General features: G+C 67.2%; 19 protein-coding genes, 6 pseudogenes and 1 other annotated feature. Of the genes and pseudogenes, 12 read left to right on the plus strand and 13 right to left on the minus strand.

Going from position 1 to position 21,524, the window contains the following annotated elements; genetic code table 11:
• Positions 1 to 908: 908 nt before the first annotated feature.
• Both KPF47_RS33770 and KPF47_RS33775 read right to left on the minus strand, forming a co-directional pair.
• Positions 909 to 1,268 (minus strand): hypothetical protein, encoded by a 360-nt coding sequence (locus KPF47_RS33770; RefSeq protein WP_224388616.1) that lies wholly within the window; start codon positions 1,266 to 1,268, stop codon positions 909 to 911.
• A 143-nt stretch (positions 1,269 to 1,411) separates the two neighbouring features.
• On the minus strand, positions 1,412 to 1,837 hold the full coding sequence (locus KPF47_RS33775; RefSeq protein ID WP_224388614.1) for a hypothetical protein: 426 nt from the start codon (positions 1,835 to 1,837) through the stop codon (positions 1,412 to 1,414).
• A 360-nt stretch (positions 1,838 to 2,197) separates the two neighbouring features.
• Between KPF47_RS33775 and KPF47_RS33780 the strand changes: the two genes are divergently transcribed.
• The 3 genes and pseudogenes from KPF47_RS33780 to KPF47_RS33790 all read left to right on the plus strand — a co-directional run bounded on the left by KPF47_RS33780 (position 2,198) and on the right by KPF47_RS33790 (position 4,446).
• Positions 2,198 to 3,193 carry an acetylserotonin O-methyltransferase gene (locus tag KPF47_RS33780; RefSeq protein ID WP_224388612.1) on the plus strand — a complete coding sequence of 332 codons (996 nt, stop codon included), beginning with the start codon at positions 2,198 to 2,200 and terminating at the stop codon, positions 3,191 to 3,193.
• 266 nt (positions 3,194 to 3,459) lie between these two features.
• Positions 3,460 to 3,876, plus strand: a complete 417-nt coding sequence (locus KPF47_RS33785; protein WP_224388609.1) for a helix-turn-helix domain-containing protein — start codon at positions 3,460 to 3,462, stop codon at positions 3,874 to 3,876.
• Positions 3,854 to 4,446: pseudogene (locus tag KPF47_RS33790) on the plus strand (plasmid pRiA4b ORF-3 family protein). The gene KPF47_RS33785 and the pseudogene KPF47_RS33790 overlap by 23 nt, the downstream one beginning before the upstream one ends.
• 31 nt (positions 4,447 to 4,477) lie before the next feature.
• Here KPF47_RS33790 and KPF47_RS33795 read toward each other — a convergent pair.
• The 3 genes and pseudogenes from KPF47_RS33795 to KPF47_RS33805 all read right to left on the minus strand — a co-directional run bounded on the left by KPF47_RS33795 (position 4,478) and on the right by KPF47_RS33805 (position 7,788).
• Positions 4,478 to 5,317: an IS5 family transposase gene (locus tag KPF47_RS33795; RefSeq protein ID WP_224386569.1), complete on the minus strand. Its 840-nt coding sequence runs from the start codon at positions 5,315 to 5,317 to the stop codon at positions 4,478 to 4,480.
• Positions 5,318 to 5,532: 215 nt separating this feature from the next.
• The gene (locus tag KPF47_RS33800) at positions 5,533 to 6,417 is read right to left on the minus strand and encodes an IS5 family transposase (RefSeq protein ID WP_224388607.1); all 885 of its coding nucleotides are present in this window, start codon (positions 6,415 to 6,417) and stop codon (positions 5,533 to 5,535) included.
• Between the two features lie 104 nt (positions 6,418 to 6,521).
• Positions 6,522 to 7,788: pseudogene (locus tag KPF47_RS33805) on the minus strand (IS256 family transposase).
• Positions 7,789 to 8,062: 274 nt separating this feature from the next.
• Here KPF47_RS33805 and KPF47_RS33810 point away from each other — a divergent pair.
• Complete coding sequence (locus KPF47_RS33810; protein WP_224392774.1) at positions 8,063 to 9,157, plus strand: DUF1275 family protein; 1,095 nt, start codon at positions 8,063 to 8,065, stop codon at positions 9,155 to 9,157.
• A 485-nt stretch (positions 9,158 to 9,642) separates the two neighbouring features.
• Here KPF47_RS33810 and KPF47_RS33815 read toward each other — a convergent pair whose 3' ends face one another.
• The 4 genes from KPF47_RS33815 to KPF47_RS33830 form a co-directional block, all read right to left on the minus strand.
• The gene (locus KPF47_RS33815) at positions 9,643 to 10,476 is read right to left on the minus strand and encodes an IS3 family transposase (RefSeq protein ID WP_308015423.1); all 834 of its coding nucleotides are present in this window, start codon (positions 10,474 to 10,476) and stop codon (positions 9,643 to 9,645) included.
• 47 nt (positions 10,477 to 10,523) lie between these two features.
• Entirely contained in the window at positions 10,524 to 10,817 is a 294-nt protein-coding gene (locus tag KPF47_RS33820) for a transposase (protein ID WP_224388526.1), read from the minus strand.
• A gap of 119 nt (positions 10,818 to 10,936) precedes the next feature.
• Entirely contained in the window at positions 10,937 to 11,833 is an 897-nt protein-coding gene (locus KPF47_RS33825) for an IS3 family transposase (RefSeq protein ID WP_224388528.1), read from the minus strand.
• Positions 11,830 to 12,141, minus strand: coding sequence for a transposase (locus KPF47_RS33830; RefSeq protein ID WP_224388530.1), 312 nt, complete (start codon positions 12,139 to 12,141; stop codon positions 11,830 to 11,832). The genes KPF47_RS33825 and KPF47_RS33830 overlap by 4 nt, the downstream gene beginning before the upstream one ends.
• A 266-nt stretch (positions 12,142 to 12,407) precedes the next feature.
• On the opposite strand from KPF47_RS33830, the pseudogene KPF47_RS33840 reads away from it, so the two are divergent.
• A pseudogene (locus tag KPF47_RS33840) lies at positions 12,408 to 12,536 on the plus strand (IS5/IS1182 family transposase); the annotation flags it as partial.
• Between the two features lie 24 nt (positions 12,537 to 12,560).
• On the opposite strand, the pseudogene KPF47_RS33845 reads toward KPF47_RS33840, so the two are convergent.
• A pseudogene (locus KPF47_RS33845) lies at positions 12,561 to 12,749 on the minus strand (IS256 family transposase); the annotation flags it as partial.
• 200 nt (positions 12,750 to 12,949) lie between these two features.
• On the opposite strand from KPF47_RS33845, the gene KPF47_RS33850 reads away from it, so the two are divergent.
• Complete coding sequence (locus KPF47_RS33850) at positions 12,950 to 14,512, plus strand: CitMHS family transporter (RefSeq protein ID WP_374108823.1); 1,563 nt, start codon at positions 12,950 to 12,952, stop codon at positions 14,510 to 14,512.
• Between the two features lie 218 nt (positions 14,513 to 14,730).
• On the opposite strand, the gene KPF47_RS33855 is transcribed toward KPF47_RS33850, so the two are convergent.
• On the minus strand, positions 14,731 to 15,381 hold the full coding sequence (locus tag KPF47_RS33855; protein ID WP_224388533.1) for a hypothetical protein: 651 nt from the start codon (positions 15,379 to 15,381) through the stop codon (positions 14,731 to 14,733).
• Positions 15,382 to 15,482: 101 nt separating this feature from the next.
• On the opposite strand from KPF47_RS33855, the gene KPF47_RS33860 reads away from it, so the two are divergent.
• The 3 genes and pseudogenes from KPF47_RS33860 to KPF47_RS41185 all read left to right on the plus strand — a co-directional run bounded on the left by KPF47_RS33860 (position 15,483) and on the right by KPF47_RS41185 (position 17,052).
• Positions 15,483 to 15,818: a transposase gene (locus tag KPF47_RS33860; protein WP_224388535.1), complete on the plus strand. Its 336-nt coding sequence runs from the start codon at positions 15,483 to 15,485 to the stop codon at positions 15,816 to 15,818.
• Positions 15,776 to 15,907 (plus strand) — a sequence feature (AL1L pseudoknot). Its footprint overlaps the gene before it by 43 nt.
• Positions 15,830 to 16,663: pseudogene (locus KPF47_RS33865) on the plus strand (IS3 family transposase); the annotation flags it as partial. Its footprint overlaps the feature before it by 78 nt.
• Before the next feature lie 116 nt (positions 16,664 to 16,779).
• Entirely contained in the window at positions 16,780 to 17,052 is a 273-nt protein-coding gene (locus KPF47_RS41185) for a hypothetical protein (protein ID WP_374108824.1), read from the plus strand.
• Here the strand turns inward: KPF47_RS41185 and KPF47_RS33875 are convergent.
• On the minus strand, positions 16,938 to 17,693 hold the full coding sequence (locus tag KPF47_RS33875) for an IS30 family transposase (RefSeq protein ID WP_224388539.1): 756 nt from the start codon (positions 17,691 to 17,693) through the stop codon (positions 16,938 to 16,940). The two genes, KPF47_RS41185 and KPF47_RS33875, sit on opposite strands and share 115 nt — an antisense overlap.
• Before the next feature lie 37 nt (positions 17,694 to 17,730).
• Here KPF47_RS33875 and KPF47_RS33880 point away from each other — a divergent pair.
• From KPF47_RS33880 to KPF47_RS33890, 3 genes and pseudogenes are all read left to right on the plus strand, one after another.
• Positions 17,731 to 18,207: pseudogene (locus tag KPF47_RS33880) on the plus strand (IS5/IS1182 family transposase); the annotation flags it as partial.
• A 35-nt stretch (positions 18,208 to 18,242) separates the two neighbouring features.
• Positions 18,243 to 18,554, plus strand: a complete 312-nt coding sequence (locus KPF47_RS33885) for a transposase (protein ID WP_224388530.1) — start codon at positions 18,243 to 18,245, stop codon at positions 18,552 to 18,554.
• Positions 18,551 to 19,447 (plus strand): IS3 family transposase, encoded by an 897-nt coding sequence (locus KPF47_RS33890; RefSeq protein WP_224388541.1) that lies wholly within the window; start codon positions 18,551 to 18,553, stop codon positions 19,445 to 19,447. Before KPF47_RS33885 ends, KPF47_RS33890 begins: the two co-directional genes overlap by 4 nt.
• A 293-nt stretch (positions 19,448 to 19,740) precedes the next feature.
• Here KPF47_RS33890 and KPF47_RS33895 read toward each other — a convergent pair whose 3' ends face one another.
• Entirely contained in the window at positions 19,741 to 21,177 is a 1,437-nt protein-coding gene (locus tag KPF47_RS33895; RefSeq protein ID WP_224388543.1) for a hypothetical protein, read from the minus strand.
• Between the last annotated feature and the right edge of the window lie 347 nt (positions 21,178 to 21,524).

Genomic DNA, 21,524 nt, shown 5'->3' on the forward strand with positions numbered 1-21,524 from the left:
CTAAATTGATGATGGCGTAGTGAGGGGGGCGGCGCAGTTCACGATCTATTCGTGTCCGTGCCACCAACTCACGTCAGGGCGCAGTATCGCGTCGTTCCTGGAACGACATCGGGTGTGGCGAGGCTGGGCCCGGCCAGGGCGTGAGCGCTGTCAGCGCTGCTCACCGCGGACACCCGGAGCGCGCAGACCGCTCGCGTGAACGCCGCGCTCGGCGTCATCGGCCAGACCACCGATGGAGCCGGGTTCCGTGCCGTGGTTGCCCCGGCCGTCCCGTGGGGCGGGCCAGCCCGGCTGGGCGGCGGAGGCCGGATCGGTGAATCGAGGAACGCCCCTACGCCGTCGCGCTCGGCACCCCCCTCTCCGAACTCCCCATCAGCACACGCCGACCGAGCCGACCAGCACGAGAGCGGCAGACCGATGAAGCAGATCTGGACCGTGCACGTTCTACGCTGGGCTACGAGAAGAAGAAAAAGAATCCCGGCGGTCAGACGTACGCGGGGCCGTGGGCGTGGTACCGGGTGGACCCACAGCTGCAACCGACACCGACAGCGCTCATCCATCCAGCCGATCGGACGACCTTGGCGCGGCGGATCAGGATGGTTCTCGATCGACTCGCCCCGCCGGCGGAGATCCGGGAGGCGGTGGACGCGGTGGTCGGGGAGTTGCTGAGCTCGAACCGGGCCCGCAGTTCAGACCCTCATGATCGCCAACACCTGACCAGGTTGGCAAAGGCTCACTCTTGGAGCGGGTCGTCCCCGGCCCTCGCCGGAAGTGTCCCGCCGCCCTGCGGGCGGCGTGTGCCGGCTGCTATGGGAAAGCGACACCGGGCCTGGTCAGGCCGCCACCGTCGTCACCGTGATCGCTGCGCCGGCCTGGTGCGGTGCGCGCCCCTGCAGGGGCGTCGAGAGTCAGTTGTTGGTGTTGTTCTGGGCGATCGATCCGGGTGAGCACTCGGAGCTGCTGGGTGCGTCAGTCCCGTTGCTCGCGGCGCCGAGGACCCCGGCGGCGATATCAGCGTTGTTGAGGCTGCACGACAGCACATTGGCGTTGTTGAGGGCGTTGACGTCGCCGACGTTGACCAGCCCGGACTGCGCCGATTCCCGGTTCTGGTCGATCTCGTTGACCTGCACCACATCCCCCGACCCACCAGAACCACCAGAGCCCCCGCCGGGCTTGCCGCGGTGATCATCGGTGTCGGCGAACGCGGCCGGGGCGGCCAGCAACAGCCCAGCCAGAGTGGTGGCGGTGAGGAGTCCGGTCTTTTTCACCACGAGCGTCTCTCCTTCACGTGCGAAATCTTTCGGACACACCGCACGCTACTACCCGAACGGGTGACAATCGGGGTGTTCATGAGACCGGCACCGAACAGCCGTCCGGCAGCCACGAAACGACTACGCCCGTCGATGGGGGTTCACGGCTCGGTGCTGCCCGCGCGGCGGTAGGCGGTATCGCGGTCCAGGTGGGACACGGTGAGTGCGTCACCGCCGATGGCGATCGTCAACAGTTGAATCTCATCGGCGGTGTACTGGTCGGGCAGCGCCCGTCCGAGGGTGTCGAAGCCGCGGTGCATGACCTCGATCGCGGTGGTGGTGCCGCGGTCGAGGGTGTCGGCGATGACCTCGACCCGCACCGCGAGGATGTTGCCGCCGGTGTCGCCGGGGTCGTAGGGAGCATCGGCGGGTGGGAGCTGTGCGGGTCCGGCGTAGCCGTCGGCGATCGTTCCGCGGCGGCAGTGGCCGGAGAAGTAGCTCATCAACGCATACGAGGCCTGGTAGAGGTCCTTGCCGCGGAGGGTGAACTCCTGGGCGGCGATGACCAGGATGTCATCGGGGCCCATCGGATCAGACCTATCGGACACCCCCGGCATGCTACGCCGAACCTGACCAGGGGGTGTCTCTGACTTGTTGGGATGGGTCCAGGCCGTTGGGTCTGCAGCCCATAGCGTGCCGAGGGCGACGGTCGGCTGGCTCGGGGTCGCTGACGGCGGGCGGGGTGGCGAGGGGTCAGTTCACCGTGCCGTCGACAGCCTGTAGCGGTTGGTCTGCCTGGTAGGTGCTCGTGGGCCAACCGGGTGCAGCTTCACTGGAGCATTCGGCGGCGGGGTGTCCTTCGAATGTCGGCTGGTGATGTTGCGCTGGGGTGAGGACAGTGGCGGGGTATGTCGTCACGCTGTGATATGTCGATGGTGTCGCCGGGCATGCTGATCGTGCAGTTGTCGACGGGGTTCCAGATCTCTCAGGCGCTGTTCGTGGTCGTCGATACCGGGGTTGCCACCTGCTTGGAGCAGGAAGGCCCCACCACGGTGGGTGATCTTGCGGAGCGGACGGGTACTCGGCCGGATCGGTTGGCTCGTCTGTTGCGGGCGTTGGTTCCGGTGGGGGTGCTCACTCTCGATGAGGCCGGTCGGTTCGGGGTTACCGAGGCGGGGGCGTTGTTGTCGGAGACTCATCCGGCTTCGCAGGCCCGGCTGGTGCGGATGTGGATGCAGATCAATTATCTGCCGTTCTCCGAGCTCGGTCACAGCGTGCGGACCGATACCCCTGGTGGGGAGCGGTATCTCGGTGCGCCGTTTTGGGAGTGGCTTCACCGGGATCCTGACCGGGCGCAGCTGTTCAGCCAGGCCATGGCTGATATCACCCGAGGTCTGCGGGCGGGCATGTTCGAGGGGTATCGGCTCCCGCCCGGGCGTGTGGTTGCTGATCTCGGTGGTGCTGATGGCAGCCTGTTGGTCGAGCTGCTCACCCGTGACCGGGGCGATCGTTCTCGGCGGGGGATCCTGTTCGATCTCCCGACCACAACTCCTGCCGCCACTCCGGTGTTGACCGCGGCCGGCCTGGTTGATCGTGTCGAGGTTGTCGGCGGGGATTTCTTCGTTGCTGTCCCTGCTGCGGATGTCTATGTGTTGGCTCATGTGCTTCATGACTGGAGTGATGAAGAGAGTCATCGCATCCTGACCACGATCGCGCGCGCTGCCCGGTCGGGTGCCCGGCTGCTGGTCATCGAGGCTCTGCTGCCCTCTGATGCCACCGACTCTGGGTTGGCCGGCATCTTTGACCTGACCATGCTCGGGCTTCTTCCTGGTCAGGAACGCACGGAACAGCACTATCGGGACTTGCTCGACGGGGCCGGGTTTACCGTCGAGCGCGTCGTCGGGACCTCGACCCCGTACTCCATCGTGGAGGCCGTTCTGTGAACCCCGAGCGGCAGGGCGATCTGCTGGCCGGTGCTGCTGGTCGGGCGACCCGCTGCTTTGTTGTCCGGGGCTTTGGGTTCCGGACAATGTCGTGTCGTTGGCCGAACGCTGGTGAGGTTCCCCCGCCGGCTCGGAGTGCTTGTTCACTGCACAGGCCCGTTGGTGGGGCGCTGTGACCAGGAGCGGTGCGGCGAGGCGATTCGGAGTGATGGCGCTGGGTATTTGCATCCGACTCTGATAGTGGCGCGCTCAGGCGGTCGTAGCACTTGATCTTGTTGTTCGGTGGAGAACAGGATCATGACGTGCGGGAAGTGCTCACTTTGACTGATCGGGAGAAGATCTCGCGGGGGTTGGCCGCAGGCTGGCGGTTGTGTGATATCGCTGAGGTGCTGGGTCGGGATCGGTCGGTGATCTCTCGTGAGGTCGCCCGCCACGGCGGTCGGGAGGACTACCGGGCAGGTCCGGCCGAGGAAGCCGCGCGCGCAGCGCGGGCCCGACCGAAGAGGTTCGCGGTGGACCGGTCACCGCGATTACAGGCGGTGGTGACCGGGTTGTTGAAGATCGGCTGGTCCCCGGCCTCGATCGCGGGTCGCTTAGACGTCGTTTCAGAAGTGGTGGGCCCGGTTCTGCCGGTGACGGCGGGGCTGGCAGCATCGGCTGATGGTCGCGCCTCGTGTGTCTGAGAAGACGAAGATTTTCGAGTTGGAGATCGTCCTGACCGAGGTGGTGCCGGCGGTCCGGCGTCGGGTGCAGGTGCCGGGCGAGGTCGACTTGGCGGTGTTGCACGAGGTGGTGCAGTCAGTGATGGGCTGGACGAACTCTCATCTGCACGAGTTCGAGATCGTCGGGCGCCGCTACGGGATCCCAGACCCGGACTGGCCCGGACAGGATGTCGCCGACGAGACGAAAGAGAAGCTGTTTCGGCTGGTCAAGGCTGGTGACCGGTTCGGTTACGTCTACGACTTCGGTGACAACTGGGCCCACGAGATCACCGTCGAGGCGGTCGCGGCCGTCGAGCCGGGAGTGTGCTATCCGCGATGCGTCGCCGGGCAGGGGGCGTGCCCGCCCGAGGACGTCGGCGGGATCGGGGGTATGAGGACTTCCAGGCCGTGCTCGCCGACCCTGACCATCCCGACCGCGCCGAGCGCCTGGAGTGGGCGGGCGGGCCGTTCGACCCGCACCGCTTCGACCCTGACGAGGCCGACCGGGCCTTGGAGTGGCTGGCCTGGCGGCCGCTGGCCCCGACCTCGTAGGCGAGTGCCTCAGCGAGGGCTGGGTCGACCATCACTTCGGCTTCGGCTTGGTGAGGCGGCGGTGGCAGATCAGGGCGCAGGCCAGCGATAACAGCGCGGTGATCGTGGATTCGGCGCGGTCGTAGCGCAGCGCGAGGCGGCGGAAGTCCAGCAGCCAGGACATGGTGCGCTCGACGACCCAGCGGACCCGCCCGAGCCGGGTGGAGTCCTCGATCCCGCGCCGGGCGATCCGCACCCCGATCCCACGCCCACTCAGGTAGCGGCGGCAGCGGGGATAGTCGTAGCCCTTGTCGGCGTGCACCTTGTCCGGCCGACGTCGCGGACGCCCCGGCTGTCCCGCCCGTTCGCGGACGCCGGGGTTGGTGTCCAGCAGCGGGGCGAGCATCCGACTGTCGTGGGTGTTCGCCCCGGTGACCAGCGCATGCAGCGGGAGCCCGCCTCGGTCGCAGAGCACGTGGTACTTGCTGCCCGCCTTCCCGCGATCGGTCGGCGAGGGCCCGGTGGCCTCGCCGCGGCGCTTGGCCCGCACGCTCACGCTGTCCACCGCCGCCCGCGACCAGTCCAGCAGGCCCTGCTGGGCGAGGCGGTCGAGCATCACCCGGTGCAGCTGGGCCCAGACCCCGGCCTGCTGCCACTGCCGTAGCCGCCGCCAGCAGGTCACTCCGGACCCACAGCCGAGCTCGGCGGGCAGCGCGTTCCAGCTGATCCCGGTCTTGAGCACGAACACGATCCCGGCCAGAGCGGCCCGATCCGGCACCCGCGGACGGCCTGTCCGTCCCCGCTTGTGCTTGCGCGGCTTGGGCAGCAGCGGCTCCACCAGCGCCCACAGCTCGTCGCTCACCAATCGCTCGACACAAGATCGCCGCGCCACGACCGGACATGATCAGCTACCAGCGCCGATCCACACAGGACCGACACGCCGACTTCTGAAACGACCTCTTAGAGGTCATTTCAGAACGAGGTCGACGTGTCTGTTGTAGACGACAAGCGGCTATCTGACCTGCCGTTTGATCTGTCGTCGAGGGGTCAATGGAAACTCGACAAGTCGTTCTGAAACGACCTCTTAGAGCGTCCGGCGATTGATGGTTATCGGAGTCGACGGGTCGTGGGTCGGGTTGTCCAGCGGTAGCGGCTGCGGGCACGGTTGATCAGCCGGCGGATCACGGTGAGCGCGGCGGCGAGGTCGAGGTAGAACTCGACGATGATCTTCCGGCGATCGGTGAACCGGCGCAGCTTGCCGTAGCCGTTCATCCAGGAGTGCGTGCGCTCGATGGGCCACCGTCGTCCTGCCTGGATCGGAGCCGGGACCCCCGTGGTCGCGATCTCGCCGGTGAAGCCCAGGGTGTGCAGCAGAGTACGGGTCTTGCCGGAGTCATAGCCGCGGTCCAGGTGCACGGTCGGGAACAGATCACCACCGTGGGCGTCGCGGTGGCGGGGCAGCGGGCCGATCATCGTCACGATGCCGGTCAAGGTCGGTTCCAGCAGGGGCGAGTCATGGTCGTTGGCTCGCGCCGCGACCAGGTGCAGCGGGATGCCCTGGTCATCGCAGGCCACGGACCGTTTCGTGCCCTGCTTGCCGCGGCCGACAGGGCTGCGGCCGGCCACCTCGCCTCCGCCTGGTGCCTTGGTGATCGATCCGTCGACCGCCAGATCGTCAAGATCCAGGCCGAGTATCTGGTCGTAACCGGCCAGCGCGGTGCGGAGCAGTTCCTCGCTGACTCCCGCGGTGGCCCAGTCATCGAGACGGCGGCGGATGGTGCGGTCCGAGCAACCCGGCGTGGCGATGCGTTCGTAGCCACTACCGTGCACCAGAGCGGCAACGACGTGGTCGAACACGACCCGATCAGAGATCCGGCGACGGTGACAGCCCCACGGATGGGCCGGGTCGAACTCCGGGCGCCGCTCTGCCTCGATCAGGGCAGCGAACTCGACCCAGAGGGGGTCGATCAGCGATTCTGGCAATAGAGGCACGGACCCTCCAGGCGACCATCAGGACATCAGCAATCCCATGATCACTTGCAGGTCCGTGTCTCTACCAACACCGACACACGGCCACCTCTACTGCCGGACGCTCTTCAGTGAGTGGTTCTCTCGAATCGTGCGGCGAAGGTGATCGCGAACGCGTTCAGCGCGGGCTTCCACCTCATCATCCAGCGTGCCCGGCCTCCGCCGGTGGGGTCAAGCGAGCGGGTCACGAGGTAGAGGCACTTCAGCGCCGCGGCCTCGTTGGGGAAGTGTCCACGCGCTCGAGTGTCCACGCGCTCGAACGGCTCTGCGATACCTCGCGTTGATGGACTCGATCGCGTTGGTCGTGCAGATCACTCGCCGGATCTCGACGTCGTACTCCAGGAACGGCACGAACTCCGCCCAGGAGCTGCGCCAGAGCTGGACGATCGCCGGATACCGCTGTCCCCACTCGGCGGCGAACTCTTCGAACCGGTCCTTCGCCGCCTGCTCGGACGGGGCCGAGTAGACGGGCTTGAGCGAACGGACGAGCGCGTCGCGGTGCTGCCGTCCGGCGTAACGGAAGCTGTTGCGGATCAGATGGACGATGCACTGCTGCACGACTGTCTGCTCCCAGGTGGTGTTGATCGCCTCCGGGAGACCCTTGAGGCCGTCACAGACGGCGATGAGCACGTCCTCGCCGCCGCGGTTCTTCAGCTCGGTGAACACTTGCAGCCAGAACCTCGCGCCTTCCTGGCCGTCGCCGGCCCAGATGCCGAGGATGTCGCGTTCTCCGTTCGTCGTGACGCCCATGACGACGTAGAACGGGGTGTTGCGGACCTGCCCGTCCCGGACTTTCACCACGATCGCGTCGACGAAGATCACCGGGTAGAGCACATCCAGCGGCCTGCTCGCCCATTCGGCGAGCTCGCTGGTGACCTTCTCGGTGATTCGGCTGACCGTGTCCCTGGAGACCTTCGCCCCGTAGACCTCGTCGAAGTGCGCGACGATCTCCCCGGTCGTCAGTCCACGCGCGGTCAGCGACAGCACGATCTGGTCGATGCCGTCCAGGCGGCGCTTGCGCTTGGGGACGATCACCGGCTCGAACGACCCGTCCCGGTCCCGGGGGACCTCGATCTGCACGGGGCCGATCTCGGTGAGCACCGTCTTCGTCCGGCTGCCGTTACGCATGTTCGCCCCCAGCGGGGTCTCACCATGCTCGTGACCGAGGTGCTCGGTCAGCTCGGCGCTCAGCGCCGTCTCCAGGACGTTCTTCGTGAGCTGGTTCAGCAGCCCACCCGGGCCGACGAGGCTCACGCCCTGCTTCTTCGCCTGCGTCAGCAGGCGCTCGGCGAGGTCCTTCTGATCAATGATCTCTCCCGTCACGGGATCGATCATCGCGTCGTCCAACAACTCGGTCGTGTCAGCCACGGCCGTCTCCTTCCGGATCAGGCCGGACCCCACCCACCGTTATTCAGACAGTCCCCGGTCGAGTGAATGGTGCTCGTCTGGCGTTCACGAGTGTCAGTAGATCGGTGACACTCTGTATCTTGGGCTCGTATTCACGAGAAATTTATAGGCGCGTGTTCCGAGATAGCGGTGGTATGCGCCACAGTTGTCGGATGTGACTGGTTTTGATCATCCGGAGGTTGTTCCGCGGTTGTTGGGTGCGGTGACGGTGGTGTTGGCAGGTGCTGCGGGTGCGTTGGATGCGGTGACGTTTTTCGTGTTCAATGAGGTTTTCGCCAGTACGATGACGGGGAATCTGGCTGTGCTCGGGCTCGGGCTCGGGCTCGGGCGTTGGTTGTCGTCTGTTGAGGCGTTGTGCGCGGTCGCTGGGTATGTCGTCGGGTTGATGGTGGGCACGATCGTTGCTGGTCTGGTGATGCATCGGTTGCCGTGGCGGACTGCGGTCGCCACCGTTCTGGTTGTCGAGCTGGTGGTGTTGGTGACGGTCGGTATCGGATTTTACGGTTTCGTGAGTCCGGAATACAATACGGTGCGGGCGGTGGTGTTGGTGACCGGTGGTGCGGCGGCGATGGGAATTCAAGCTGCCGGGCTCAGGTATGTGGGCCCAGCGGGGACACCGACAAATTTTCTGACCGGTACGGTGACGAATTTGGTATCGGCTATGGTCGAGCTGCACAGGCCCAGTTGGGACAGTAATTCGGTGTTGCGGATCGCGGCGTTCGTGTGTGCGGCCGGTGGGGCTGCTGTGGTGCAGCGGCTGGTGCCTGGTGCGGCTTACGTTCTGCCGGTGGTACTGGTGGCGGTCGCGGTGGGGTTGATGGCTCGGGTTGTTCGGGTCAATCACGGTGGGCTACTTGCTGGGGGTCCCCAGTTCCGGGATCTGACCCGGCTCGCGGAGAACATCGAACGCGGATCCGAGCATGGATCACCCGCCGATGCCGGCCACGGCGGTGCGCCAGTGCCGGCGGCTGCGGTGGGGTCGGCGGTGTGCGGTCGGGTGGTGGGGCCGGACGGATTGGGGGTGCCGGCGGTGGTGACCTTGCTTGATGATCAGGGCCGGTGTGTGGCGCGTCGCGATACCGATGACGACGGCCGTTATCACCTACGGCCGACCGCGGCGGGTGTGCACACCATCGTCGGCAGCCCGGACCCCGACCAGCACGCCACCACTGCTACTGGTGGCGCTGGTGGTGGTGTTCTGTGGCCGCGGGCCACGACGGTCACGGTGTCACGACCCCGGCGCGGATGCCCTGCCCGCCCTGTCGTTCACGATCTCACCCTCCAGGATGCTGACTGAACTCACTGGACCAGCGCCACCGCAGCCGGACCCCGCGGCGCCGGGGACGGCTATTACGACCTCGGCTGTCTCGACGGCCCCGCCATCGCGGCCGAGTCCGTACCGAACGTTGCGGGTCGGCGGCCACACGGGAAGGTTCTGACCTGGGCCGACCCTCGGACTCGTGCGGCATGAATTCATCACCTGCCTGCCGACAGCAGATGACCTGATTGTCATCTGTTCTCCTCGGAACCCCCGTTAGCATCAGATAGGCAGCCCAGTCGACACGGTCGATACCAGAGCGAGGCCGATTGTCATCGTGTTGTTCGTGATCGCCCTCGGCGGGCAGGGTATGGATGCTTGTCACGGTCGAATCTTCTGGCCCTGGTAACACACCGGCTGCGGCGGCACCCAACGACTGGGCTGTCCCGGAGAAGAAGCTCGCAGTCGTGGCTTGCATGGACTCTTGAGCTTGGCCCCGTAGTCCGGACCCCGACGGTGTGGGGTCAGTGGGTGTGGTTGGGCGGGGTGTGGGCTGCTTCGAAGTCGTTCGGGGAGAGCATCCCAATACTGGAATGGCGCCGTAACGGATTGTACCAGCATTCTATCCATTCGAAGATGGCGGTGGCAAGCTCTGCGCGGGTTTTCCAGGTTCTGGAATCGAGCAGTTCGAGTTGCATGGTACCCCAGAATGATTCGACCAGAGAGTTATCGTAGCAATCTCCGATCGAGCCCATCGATGGGACGATTCCAGCGGCGACCAGACGTCGACCGAATGCCCATGATGTGAATTGGGTGCCGTGGTTGGAATGTAGGATCGTGGCGTGGTATTGCGGGCGTCGGCGGAGTATGGCCATGCCGAGGGCGTCGATGACGAGTTCGGTGCGCATGTTGTCGGCGATGGACCATCCGACTGCTTTCCGGGAGAATACATCGATGACTGCCGCGCAGTAGACTTTCCCTTCTCGGGTGGGGTGTTCGGTGATGTCGGTGCACCAGATCTCATCCGGTCCGTCGACGGTGAAGTCGCGGTCGACCAGGTCGGTGTAGGGGTCGGCGTGCTGGTCCCGGACGGTGCAGCCGTGGTTGCGTCGCCGGTAGAGGCCCTGGATCCCGGCCTGGCGCATCAGCCGAGCGACGCGTTTGTGGTTCACCGTGATACCGAGTCCGAGGGTGAGCTCGGCGTGCACACGTGGCCATCCGTAGGTGCCCCGGGACTCTGCGTGGATTTTCTCGATGTGTTTGAGGAGCAGTTCGTTCTCCTGCGTCCGTAGCGATGTCGCCCCGGAGTGCCATTCGTAGTAGCCCTGGCGGCGGACGCCAAGGACCCGGCAGGTCACCGCGACGTCGAATCCATCGTCGGCGAGTTCACGGACCAGCGGGAAAACTACTTTGGGAGGATGTTCTCCCGGGCGAAGTACGCGGCAGCACGCTTGAGGATCTCGTTCTCGATCTCGATCCGGCGGGCCTTCTTTCGGAGTTCGACGATCTCACTTTTCTCCGCGCTCGACAGACGTGTGGAGCGCGGGTCACCGTCGTCTGCGTCGGCCTGGGAGACCCAGTTCCGCAGACACGACTCCGACAACGACAGGTCCTTGGCGATTTCCGAGATCGGCTTGACCTTCGAACGGGCCAGGTCGATAGCGCGTTGCCGGAACTCCGGCGGGTGAGGAGCGGGCACGAACGACATCCTTCCCGGCGGACGGCGTCCGCCTCAGGACAGGTGTCCGGTACCAGGGGCCAAGCTCACCGGTGTGCTCCCGATCAGGGTGAGCTTCCCCCGGTTTGCCGGAGTGCGGGTTACCTGTCGGCGTCGCGCTGGGCGCGACGATAGTCGTCTTCGTACTCGTCGGGTGAGAGCCCTCCGAGGCGGGCCTGGATCCGGCGCGGGTTGTACCAGCCGTCGAGGTAGCGGATCAGCGCATGCTCGGCCTCGCAGCGGGTCGCGAAGCCCGTCCCGGGCCAGTAGAGCAGCTCGATCTTGAGCGTGGACCACAGGTTCTCGGCGAGGGCGTTGTCATAGCTGTCCCCTGTGGACCCTGTCGACGGGGCGACACCCGCGTCGACCAGGCGCTGAGTGAATCGCAGTGCCGTGTATTGGGCCCCCTTGTCGCTGTGAAAGATCAACTGACCGGGACGCAGGCTCCGGGAGCGCAGCGCGTGGTTGAGCGCGGTCAGCACCAGCACCGTCGTGGCTCGCGGGTCGGTGGCCCAGCCGACGACCCGGTTGGAGAACGCGTCCCGCACCGAGGCCAGCCACAACACGCCCTCACCGGTGACGATGCGAGTCAGGTCCGCCACCCACACCCGGTTGGGCGCGGTCGCGGTGAAGTCGCGTTCGAGCAGGTCCGGCGCCGGGCGGTGGGCCGGATTCTGCCGGGTCGAGCCGCCCTTCCAGCCGCGACGCAGGTGCGCGCCCTGAAGGCCGTGCTCGCGCATGATCCGAGCGACGCGCTTGCGCCCGACGTGCACGCCCTGGCGGCGCAGCTCCAGCCACACCCGCGGGGATCCGTAGGTGGTGGCGAACTCGCTCACCGAGCGGATCTTCACGATCTGCTCAAGCAGGACGGCGTCGTCGAGCTGCCGCTGAGAGGGGTTCGCGCGGCGGGCGCGCCAGTCGTAGTAGGTCGGGGCCGCGATGTTCAGGACCCGTAGTACGAGACCGGCGGGGAAATCATGGGCATCGACGAAGCTCATGATTTCCTCCGGGTCGGGCCGATCTCGCTGGCGAAATAGGCGCTCGCCGCGCGCAGGACCTCGTTGACCCGCCGCAGCTCAGCGTTCTCCCGCGCGAGCCGGCGGTTCTCGGCGAGCATGTCGGTCGACGGCCGATCATGGCGCTCGCCGGTGTCTGCCTCGGCCTGACGGACCCAGTTGCGCAGGGCCTCGTGATGCACCCCGAGCTGCTCGGCGAGCCCCCGGAACGTCGGGCGAGGGTCGGACTCCCGATACAGCCGAACCGCTCGTTCGCGCAGCTCATCGGGGTACTTTTTCGGTGCGGGCACCAGTGCCTTCCTTCCTGGCCCTCAAGATCGAACCAGTGTTCAGACACTCCGGCAAAGCGGGGGAACCTCAGGGAGCCCACCGTGGGCTCCCTGGCTCGGCTTCTGGCCGGTGAACGTGCCCGCTGTGGCACCCGAACCGGTCGCCGTGCTCTGGCCCCCGTCGCCCAGGCGGTCCTGGTCCTGCGGTGGTTCCTCGATGCGAGCCGTGTGGCGCGCCTGGCGGCCGACAACACGATCAGCACCGCAACCGCCTACCGCTACCTGCACGAGGAAACGCCCTGCTCAAAACCACCTTCGCAGCGCTACGGCGGATCACGCTGTGTCCCTGGCGGATCGGCGCTATCACCGCCGCCGCGCTCGTGCTACTCCACATCGAACACGACCGCACAACATGATCACCGCGCTACTGAGAACACCTCAATCTCCTCGTTCAACGCTGCTTCCAGCACGTTCTTGGTGAACAGCTTCAACAGCCCGTCCGGGCCGGTCAACGCCAACCCCCGGGCGCGCGCGTCGGTCACCATCGCTGCCGCAGCGGCCTGTTCGGCCGTCAGCTCACGCCCCGGCCCGGACTCGTACTCACCTGGACTCACACGGTCCGATGTCATCACTCACAGTGCCCATCCCGCCGGACCCCCGCCCGGCGCGTCGGGCCGAAAACACCGTTCCTGGGACAAACCCTCCAGGGAGGCGACCCAGCGGGTTTAGTGCGCAGCGTGACCGTTAGTTTCTTCGTGATCATATGTTGCGGACAGGGCTGGGTGGCTGGTTACTGTCCGCGAATCGGTCGACCTTGGTGAGGGCCTGCATGCTTATCGCTCTGGGGTCCGCGATGATCGCGGTCTTCATGTATTTGATCTTGTCGAAGCGGCTTGCGCCGACTTTGGCGCTGGTGTTGGTGCCGTTGAGCTTCGCTCTAGTCGCGGTCGGTACGGGGATCGCGGAGCCGAGCGAGGACGGGGTCGTCAAGTCGATCACGGCGGCGATGAAGGACTTCGCGCCGACCGCGGTGTTGTTGTTCTTCGCGATCATCTTCTTCGGGACGATGATCGATGTCGGGTTGTTCGATCCGTTGATCCGGTTCGTGCTGCGCGCGGTGAGCAACGACCCGGTCCGCCTGGTCGTGCTGACCGCGGTCCTGGCCGGGGTGGTCTCGCTCGACGGGGACGGGTCGACCACGTTCATCATCACGGTCTCGGCGTTGCTACCGATCTATCTGCGCCTGGGTTTGAGCCCGGTGGTGTTGACCGTGGTCGCGAATCTGGCTAACGGGGTGCTCAACATTCTGCCCTGGGGTGGGCCGACCGCTCGGGCGGCGACAGCGTTGAACGTGTCGCCTTCGGAGCTGTTCAACCCGATGGTCCCGAGTATGGCGCTGGGAATGGTCACGGTGCTGGTCCTAGCCTGGCTCCTCGGCCGGTCGGAGCGGAAGAGGCTTGCCGCGGCGGGTCGGTCGTTGCCGGTCGTCGCCGCCGAGTTCGACCCCGACCGTGGCGGTGACTGCGTTCCTGAGCAGGTCCCTGAGAAGGTCGGCGCGGCGCAGCTCGCGCCGACAGAACCCGGCACCGGCGGTATCGGGGGGGCCGGTTCTGACGGGCAGCTCCCGCTCGGTGCAACCGCCGCGGCCGGTGCAGATGTCACGGGCGGTGGGGCCGTCGTGGCTGGGGGGGACGGTACTGGTGGGGTGAGAACCGGTCCTGGGGATGGGTTCATCGCTGTGGGTGGGGTGTTGGATCCGAACCGGCCGACGCTGCGTCCGAAGTTGATCTGGTTCAACCTGGCTTTGACCGTGGCGCTGCTGATGGTGCTGGGGTTGGACGCGTTGCCGTTGTCGCTGGTGTTCGTCGCTGCGGCGGCGATCGCGCTGGTGGTGAACTTCCCCCGTCCTGCTGATCAAGTCACTGCGGTCACTGCGCACGCGAGTTCGATCGTGGCAGTGGTGGCGATGGTGTTCGCCGCGTCGGTGTTGGTTGGAGTGCTGTCGGGTACCGGGATGGTCACGGCGATGGCGAACGGGATCGTCGCGACGGTGCCGCCGGAGGTTGGGTCCTGGTTCGCGGTGATCGTCAGCGTGCTGAGCATGCCGTTGACGTTCTTCCTCACCAACGACGCGTTCTACTTCGGGATCCTGCCAATCCTGTCCGAGGCGGCCGGGCACTACGGCATCACACCGGTGGAGATGGCCCGGGCGGCGCTCATCGGGCAGCCGGTGCACATGACCAGCCCGCTGGTTCCGGCGATGCTGTTGTTGGTGTCGTTGGCCAAGGTCGACCTGGCTGATCACCATAAGAAGGTCATCTGGCGGGCTGCGGTGTGCTCGCTGGTGATGATGGCAACGGCGATCGCGCTGGGAGTCATCCCCCTCGGCTGACCAGTGCTGCGTTGCCTCGCCCGGTGGGGCGGCCTCGACTCCCCGGGGGCCGCCCCACCGGTGCGTGCGGGCGTTCTGCCCGGGTTCCGCAGTTCGTGGGCAGACCTGGGTTCCGCAGCTGCTGTCCGATGAAAGTGCCCGGATAGGGAGTCTGAGCTGGGGAGACGGGTGTCGGCCTGGTGACATGTCGTGTCACTAGGCGGCGGTGTTGTCCCTGGTCAGGGCGTTGTGGACGGCTCGGTGTCGAGGTCGAGGATCCGCGGCGGCAGGGCGATGTCGAGGACCTGGTGCAGCCGCCGGACCTCGGCGCTGGGTGGGGTGGTCTGGCGGAACAGCCCGGCCGGGCCGGTGAAGATGCCGACGTGCAGGCGCTGTAACTGGTCGCGGGCGCGGGGCCAGGTCGTGGCCTGGTCGGGGGCGCCGGCCTGGGTCTCGACGACGCGGGCCAGGAGCAGTGCGAGCCAGCAGGGCACGACGTGCGCGCGGATGCGGTCCTCGAGTCGGTGATAGACCGGCCGCAGGTCCAGGACCTGCTTCATGTCCCGCCAGCCGCGCTCGACCTCCAGCAGCTGCTTGTAGCCCAGCGCGATGTCCTCAGTCGGCAGGTGCGGATCGCAGGTGCGCAGCAGGTACTTCCCGTCCAGCTTCGCGTCCGCGGTGATCCTTGCGGCGTCGACGCGGAGCAGCCCGCCCGGTGTGACGCGCAGGAACCGGTTCAGCCCAGGCTTGGTGGAGATCACCCCGCGCAGCTCGGCCCGCTTCGTCGGCGACAACCGATCGGAGGTCTCGATCATCGTTTCGAGCCGCTCGACGAGGTTCGCGCGGACCGCGGCGTCCCGGTCGGCGGCGTCGGGGTTGTGGCAGACCACGAACCGCTCGGTGTCGCTGATCTTGACTTCCTTGACCCGCAGGTTCGCGCTGACCTCCTGAAGCGCCCCGGGAGTGGTGGAGGCTCTGATCCCACGGAAGGGTGGAGATCGTGCCGGCACCGAGGAAGTTCAGCAACGAGATGCGTGAGCGCGCGAAGCGGATGGTCCGCCAGGCGCGTCAGGAGGATCCGGGGCTGTCGGTCAACGCTGCGTGCAAGAGGATCGGTCCGCAGCTGGGGATCCTGCCCGACGCCCTCCGGGGGTGGTGTCGCCAGGCCGACATCGATGACGGCGTCACCCCAGGTGTGACCACGGTGGAATCCGACGAGCTCAAGCGGCTACGGCAGGAGAACGCCGAGCTGCGGCGGGCGAACGAGATCCTCAAGACCGCGTCGGCGTTTTTCGCGGCGGCGGAGCTCGACCGCCGTATCCGCTGATCGTCGCCTACATCGACGCTCACAAGCACCGGTTCGGGGTCGAGCCGATCTGCGCTGTCCTGCGCGCCCAGGGCATCGCGGTCGCCCCGTCGGGCTACTACGCGCACAAGAACCGGGCTCCGTCGCGGCGGACCCTGAGCGACGCGACGTTGGCGGAGACGATCGAGGCCGCGTTCTTCGACCGCGACAAGGGCCGTGGGGTCTACGGCGCCCGCAAGATGTGGCACCAACTGCGCCGCGACGGGGTCACCGGTCGAACAGGTCGGCCGGTGGCGCGCTGCACGGTGGAGCGGCTGATGCGCCGTCTCGGGCTGCGCGGGGTGCGCCGCGGGCAGCCGGTGATCACCACCCGCCCCGACGCCCAGGCCGGGCGGGCACCGGACCTGGTCGATCGGGACTTCACCGCGGCGAGCCCGAACCAGCTGTGGGTGGTGGACATGACGTATGTGCCGACGTGGTCGGGGACGGTGTTCACCGCATTCGTGTCCGATGTGTACTCACGCCGGGTGGTCGGGTGGCGCTGCGCGTCCAGGATGCCCACCGAGCTCCCGCTCGACGCCCTGGAGATGGCGTTATGGACCCGTGAACGCGCAGGTCAGACCACCGACGGACGTCTGGACGGGTTGATTCACCACTCCGATGCCGGGTCCCAGTGCACAGCCATCCGCTACGGCAACCGGCTCGCCGAAGCCGGCGCGGTGGCCTCGATCGGGTCGGTCGGCGACTCCTACGACAACGCCGCCATGGCCAAGTCGCTGATCGGGCTCTACAAGTCCGAGTGCGTCCGCCGCGACGGGCCGCTGCGCACCGTGGAGGACCTCGAGCTCGCCACCGCGTCCTGGGTGCACTGGTTCAACTGTCTCGTGCCGGGTTTGGTGGAGGGCAGCAACTCCAGCGAGGATGAGAAGCGATGGCTGCCCCACAGAAGTACCCCGATGAGATACGGGAACGAGCGGTCCGCATGGTCCGCGACATCAAGGCCGAGCCCGGCGGCTCGGCCAAGGGCGCCTGCCGGCGCGTTGGTGACCAGCTTGGGATCAACCCCGAAACGCTGCAGGGCTGGGTCAACCAGGCCGAGATCGACGACGGTGACCGGCCGGGGGTGAGCACCGGGCGCGCTCAGGCGGTGGAAGCATTTGCCTCGATGAGTTCGCTGAATACCTCGGAGGGTTTCTTCCAGTCGAAGATTTTACGGGGTCGGTCGTTGATGTCGCTGGCGATCATGGCCAGATAGGTGGGGTCGGAGGGGATCTCCACGCCTTTGGGGGGGTACTCGCGCACGATGCGGTTGAGGTTCTCATTGCTGCCCCGCTGCCAGGGGGAACGCGGCCGGTCGGAGTAGACTGGCATCGAGCCCTTGGTTACGGTGTGGTGGGCGGCCATCTCTGTGCCGCAGTTCCAGGTCAACGACCGGCGCATCACCTCGGGGAGCCCGGCGGTCGCGGTGATCAGGGCACGGCTGACGGTGTGGGAGTCGCGTCCGTGCAGCGGGACCAGGACCAGGAACCGCGAGGTGCGCTCGACCAGCGTCGCCACCGCGGTCTTGCCTGTTTTGCCGATGATCAGGTCGCCCTCCCAGTGCCCGGGCACCGCCCGGCTCTCAGCTTCGGTGGGCCGGTCGTCGATGTAGGCCGGTTCGATGATCCGGGGAGCAGGTGGAGGCCTACGGCCGCCACGTCGGGCGGTCCGGCGGGTCCGTAACGCGATCAGCTCGCGAGCCAGGATGGACACCGGGGTGGCATAGATCCACTGGTAGATCGCCTCGTGGGACACCCGGCAAGTCTTGTCGGTCGGGTAGAGCCGAGGTAAGAGCGTCCGGCAGTAGAGGTGGCCGTGTGTCGGTGTTGGTAGAGACACGGACCTGCAAGTGATCATGGGATTGCTGATGTCCTGATGATCGTGTGGAGAGTCCGTGCCTCTGCTGCCAGCATCTCTGATCGAGCCCTTGTGGGGCGAGTTCGCCGCTCTGATCGGGTCTGACCGGCCCGAGTTCGACCCGGCCCATCCGTGGGGCTGTCACCGTCGCCGGATCTCTGATCGGGTCGTGTTCGACCACGTCGTTGCCGCTCTGGTGCACGGTAGTGGCTACGAACGCATCGCCACGCCGGGTTGCTCGGACCGCACCATCCGCCGCCGTCTCGATGACTGGGCCACCGCGGGAGTCAGCGAGGAACTGCTCCGCACCGCGCTGGCCGGTTACGACCAGATACTCGGCCTGGATCTTGACGATCTGGCGGTCGACGGATCGATCACCAAGGCACCAGGCGGAGGCGAGGTGGCCGGCCGCAGCCCTGTCGGCCGCGGCAAGCAGGGCACGAAACGGTCCGTGGCCTGCGATGACCAGGGCATCCCGCTGAGGTTCCCCCGCTTTGCCGGAGTGTCTGAACACTGGTTCGATCTTGAGGGCCAGGAAGGAAGGCACTGGTGCCCGCACCGAAAAAGTACCCCGATGAGCTGCGCGAACGAGCGGTTCGGCTGTATCGGGAGTCCGACCCTCGCCCGACGTTCCGGGGGCTCGCCGAGCAGCTCGGGGTGCATCACGAGGCCCTGCGCAACTGGGTCCGTCAGGCCGAGGCAGACACCGGCGAGCGCCATGATCGGCCGTCGACCGACATGCTCGCCGAGAACCGCCGGCTCGCGCGGGAGAACGCTGAGCTGCGGCGGGTCAACGAGGTCCTGCGCGCGGCGAGCGCCTATTTCGCCAGCGAGATCGGCCCGACCCGGAGGAAATCATGAGCTTCGTCGATGCCCATGATTTCCCCGCCGGTCTCGTACTACGGGTCCTGAACATCGCGGCCTCGACCTACTACGACTGGCGCGCCCGCCGCGCGAACCCCTCTCAGCGGCAGCTCGACGACGCCGTCCTGCTTGAGCAGATCGTGAAGATCCGCTCGGTGAGCGAGTTCGCCACCACCTACGGATCCCCGCGGGTGTGGCTGGAGCTGCGCCGCCAGGGCGTGCACGTCGGGCGCAAGCGCGTCGCTCGGATCATGCGCGAGCACGGCCTTCAGGGCGCGCACCTGCGTCGCGGCTGGAAGGGCGGCTCGACCCGGCAGAATCCGGCCCACCGCCCGGCGCCGGACCTGCTCGAACGCGACTTCACCGCGACCGCGCCCAACCGGGTGTGGGTGGCGGACCTGACTCGCATCGTCACCGGTGAGGGCGTGTTGTGGCTGGCCTCGGTGCGGGACGCGTTCTCCAACCGGGTCGTCGGCTGGGCCACCGACCCGCGAGCCACGACGGTGCTGGTGCTGACCGCGCTCAACCACGCGCTGCGCTCCCGGAGCCTGCGTCCCGGTCAGTTGATCTTTCACAGCGACAAGGGGGCCCAATACACGGCACTGCGATTCACTCAGCGCCTGGTCGACGCGGGTGTCGCCCCGTCGACAGGGTCCACAGGGGACAGCTATGACAACGCCCTCGCCGAGAACCTGTGGTCCACGCTCAAGATCGAGCTGCTCTACTGGCCCGGGACGGGCTTCGCGACCCGCTGCGAGGCCGAGCATGCGCTGATCCGCTACCTCGACGGCTGGTACAACCCGCGCCGGATCCAGGCCCGCCTCGGAGGGCTCTCACCCGACGAGTACGAAGACGACTATCGTCGCGCCCAGCGCGACGCCGACAGGTAACCCGCACTCCGGCAAACCGGGGGAAGCTCACAAATCGCCGGACGCTCGAAAACCGCCGAGCCTCACACACCGTTCATTGGACAGACCCGGACAGACCCCACGGGATGTTCATGACTGGGACGGGCAGGCTTGTCGTGACTGGTGAGAGGATTTCTGGCGGGTTCAGGTCGCCGGGGTGGTCGTGGGCAAGTCGACCCGGACCGCAGCCCGTGCTAGCGGGCGAGGACCGGAAGCGACGCGGCAGCACCGTTCGTGGGACTTGGCAGCCGCCGGGTGGGAGCACGAGCTGGTGTTCAGCATGACGCCCCGGCAGAGGAGACCCGTCGGGAGCGCCGGGCCTGGAGCAGAGCGGTGATCTGAGCGCGGGCGCTCTCCCGGGTGGCGGCGCCGGCGGTGTCGTGGTCGGGGACGAGCCCGGTGAGTAGCGCGTGTCGGTCACGGGCCTGGTTACAGGCCAGGGTGGTGCGAGCCAGGGCCGGCTGTTGGTCGTCGACCCGGAGAGCGGTGGGTGGGAGCTGGGTGTGGCCGTAGGGCAGCCGCTGCGCGGCGGCGCGGCCGTGCCGGGCGGCGAGAGTGGCCCGCTGGCGGGCGTCGAGGTGCGGGGAGGTCAGGGGCCCGCGAGGCCCGGTCCAGGGGGCCAGGCGGTGGCGCAGCCACCCCGACGGCCAGCGCACCTGAGAGGCCGGGCAGCGCTCAACGGGCCGGGACGGCCCGTTGAGAGTGGGCTGGTGGGCCAGGGCGTGGCGCAGGTCGTTGTTGGTCCACCCCGCTCGCCAGAACGCCTTCACCGCGGCCCGGATCGCGCGGGGCGACAGCCGCGCCAGCAGCGGGTCATCGCGCAGCTGACGTGCTGCGGCGAGCATTTCCCCGCGGGTGAGGGGCACCCGCTCATCGAACCAGTCCCCCTCGCGGCGGCCCTGCCGGGGCGGCGACGGCCGAACAGGCCGCACGGACCGCGGGGTCCGCGGGGTCCGCGCTGAGGGTCGGAGTCCAGCCGGTGGCTTATTGTGGATGATCGTTCTCGCGCGCGTATGAGGGGAACTCTTACCTTCGGTAAGAGTAAACCCCGTTGGGGTCCAACTTTCGCCGTGCAACGATCCCGAGGGGGGTTCGAGCGGGGCCCCTGAGGGGGTTGCGGAGGGGATGTCGACGGTCTCGGTGAGCGGGCGGGCTACGTCGCGCGCGGCGGCGGTGTTCAACTCGGTGATGGCGTGGTCGGGGAGGCGGAGTTGATATACGGCGGCCCGGTTCCCGGTCTGGGCTCGGCGGTCGGCGTGGGTGCTGGTCTGTGCGGTGATCTGGCGTTCGAGTAGGTTGCGGTAGCGGTGGGTGGTGCCGCGTTCGACGAGGACGAGCCAGCCGAGTTTTTTCAGCGTGGCGATCCAGGCTGCGATCGAGGCTCTCGACCATCCGGTGGTCTCCTGCAGCCGGGCCCAGGTCGGCCGGGTCAGGTGATCGGTCCAGTCCGCCCGGCGGGCCAGCTCGGTCAGCAGAGCGCGCAGACGGCGCTGGACATCGCTACGCAGCCCCTGGAACCAGGAGGAGTCACGCAGCGCGTGGGTCCAGTGCCGGGCCGTGCGCGGCAACCCCCGGATCGCCGCGGCAACGTCCTCGCCACCGCTCGGGGTGGCCGTGTCAGCGGTGATCGCCGACCAGCACACGGTGCAGAGGATCGAGGCGAGCACTGTGTCCCGGTCGACCCCGGAACGACGCACACAGTGCGTACACATCTGCGCCACTGCTGGAGCGGCGAGGGCTGCACGGTCGGTGAGCAGGTGGGCGGCGGTCAGGGCCGCTGCCGCGATAGCGAGCTGCCCGGGGCCGATCCCCGGCAGCGGCCAAAGACTACCGACAGGGGTGGGGCGGATCGGACAGACGTCCTGGCCGTCGGCGTCCCCGGTAGGGGGCGTTGCCCGGTGGTCAGTGTCCGAGCTATTCTTGTCGCACGCTAGCAAGGCGTGTTCGCTCCTTCAGATGATGGTGGGGGGGCTGAAGGAGCGGAGTGGTGACTCCGTTGTACTTCCGTCGTAGGGCCCGGCCGTCAGGTCGGGCCCTACGACGTTCTGAAGCACATACT

The sequence above is a fragment of the Pseudonocardia sp. ICBG1293 genome, from assembly GCF_020131355.1.
Taxonomy (GTDB): Bacteria; Actinomycetota; Actinomycetes; order Mycobacteriales; family Pseudonocardiaceae; genus Pseudonocardia.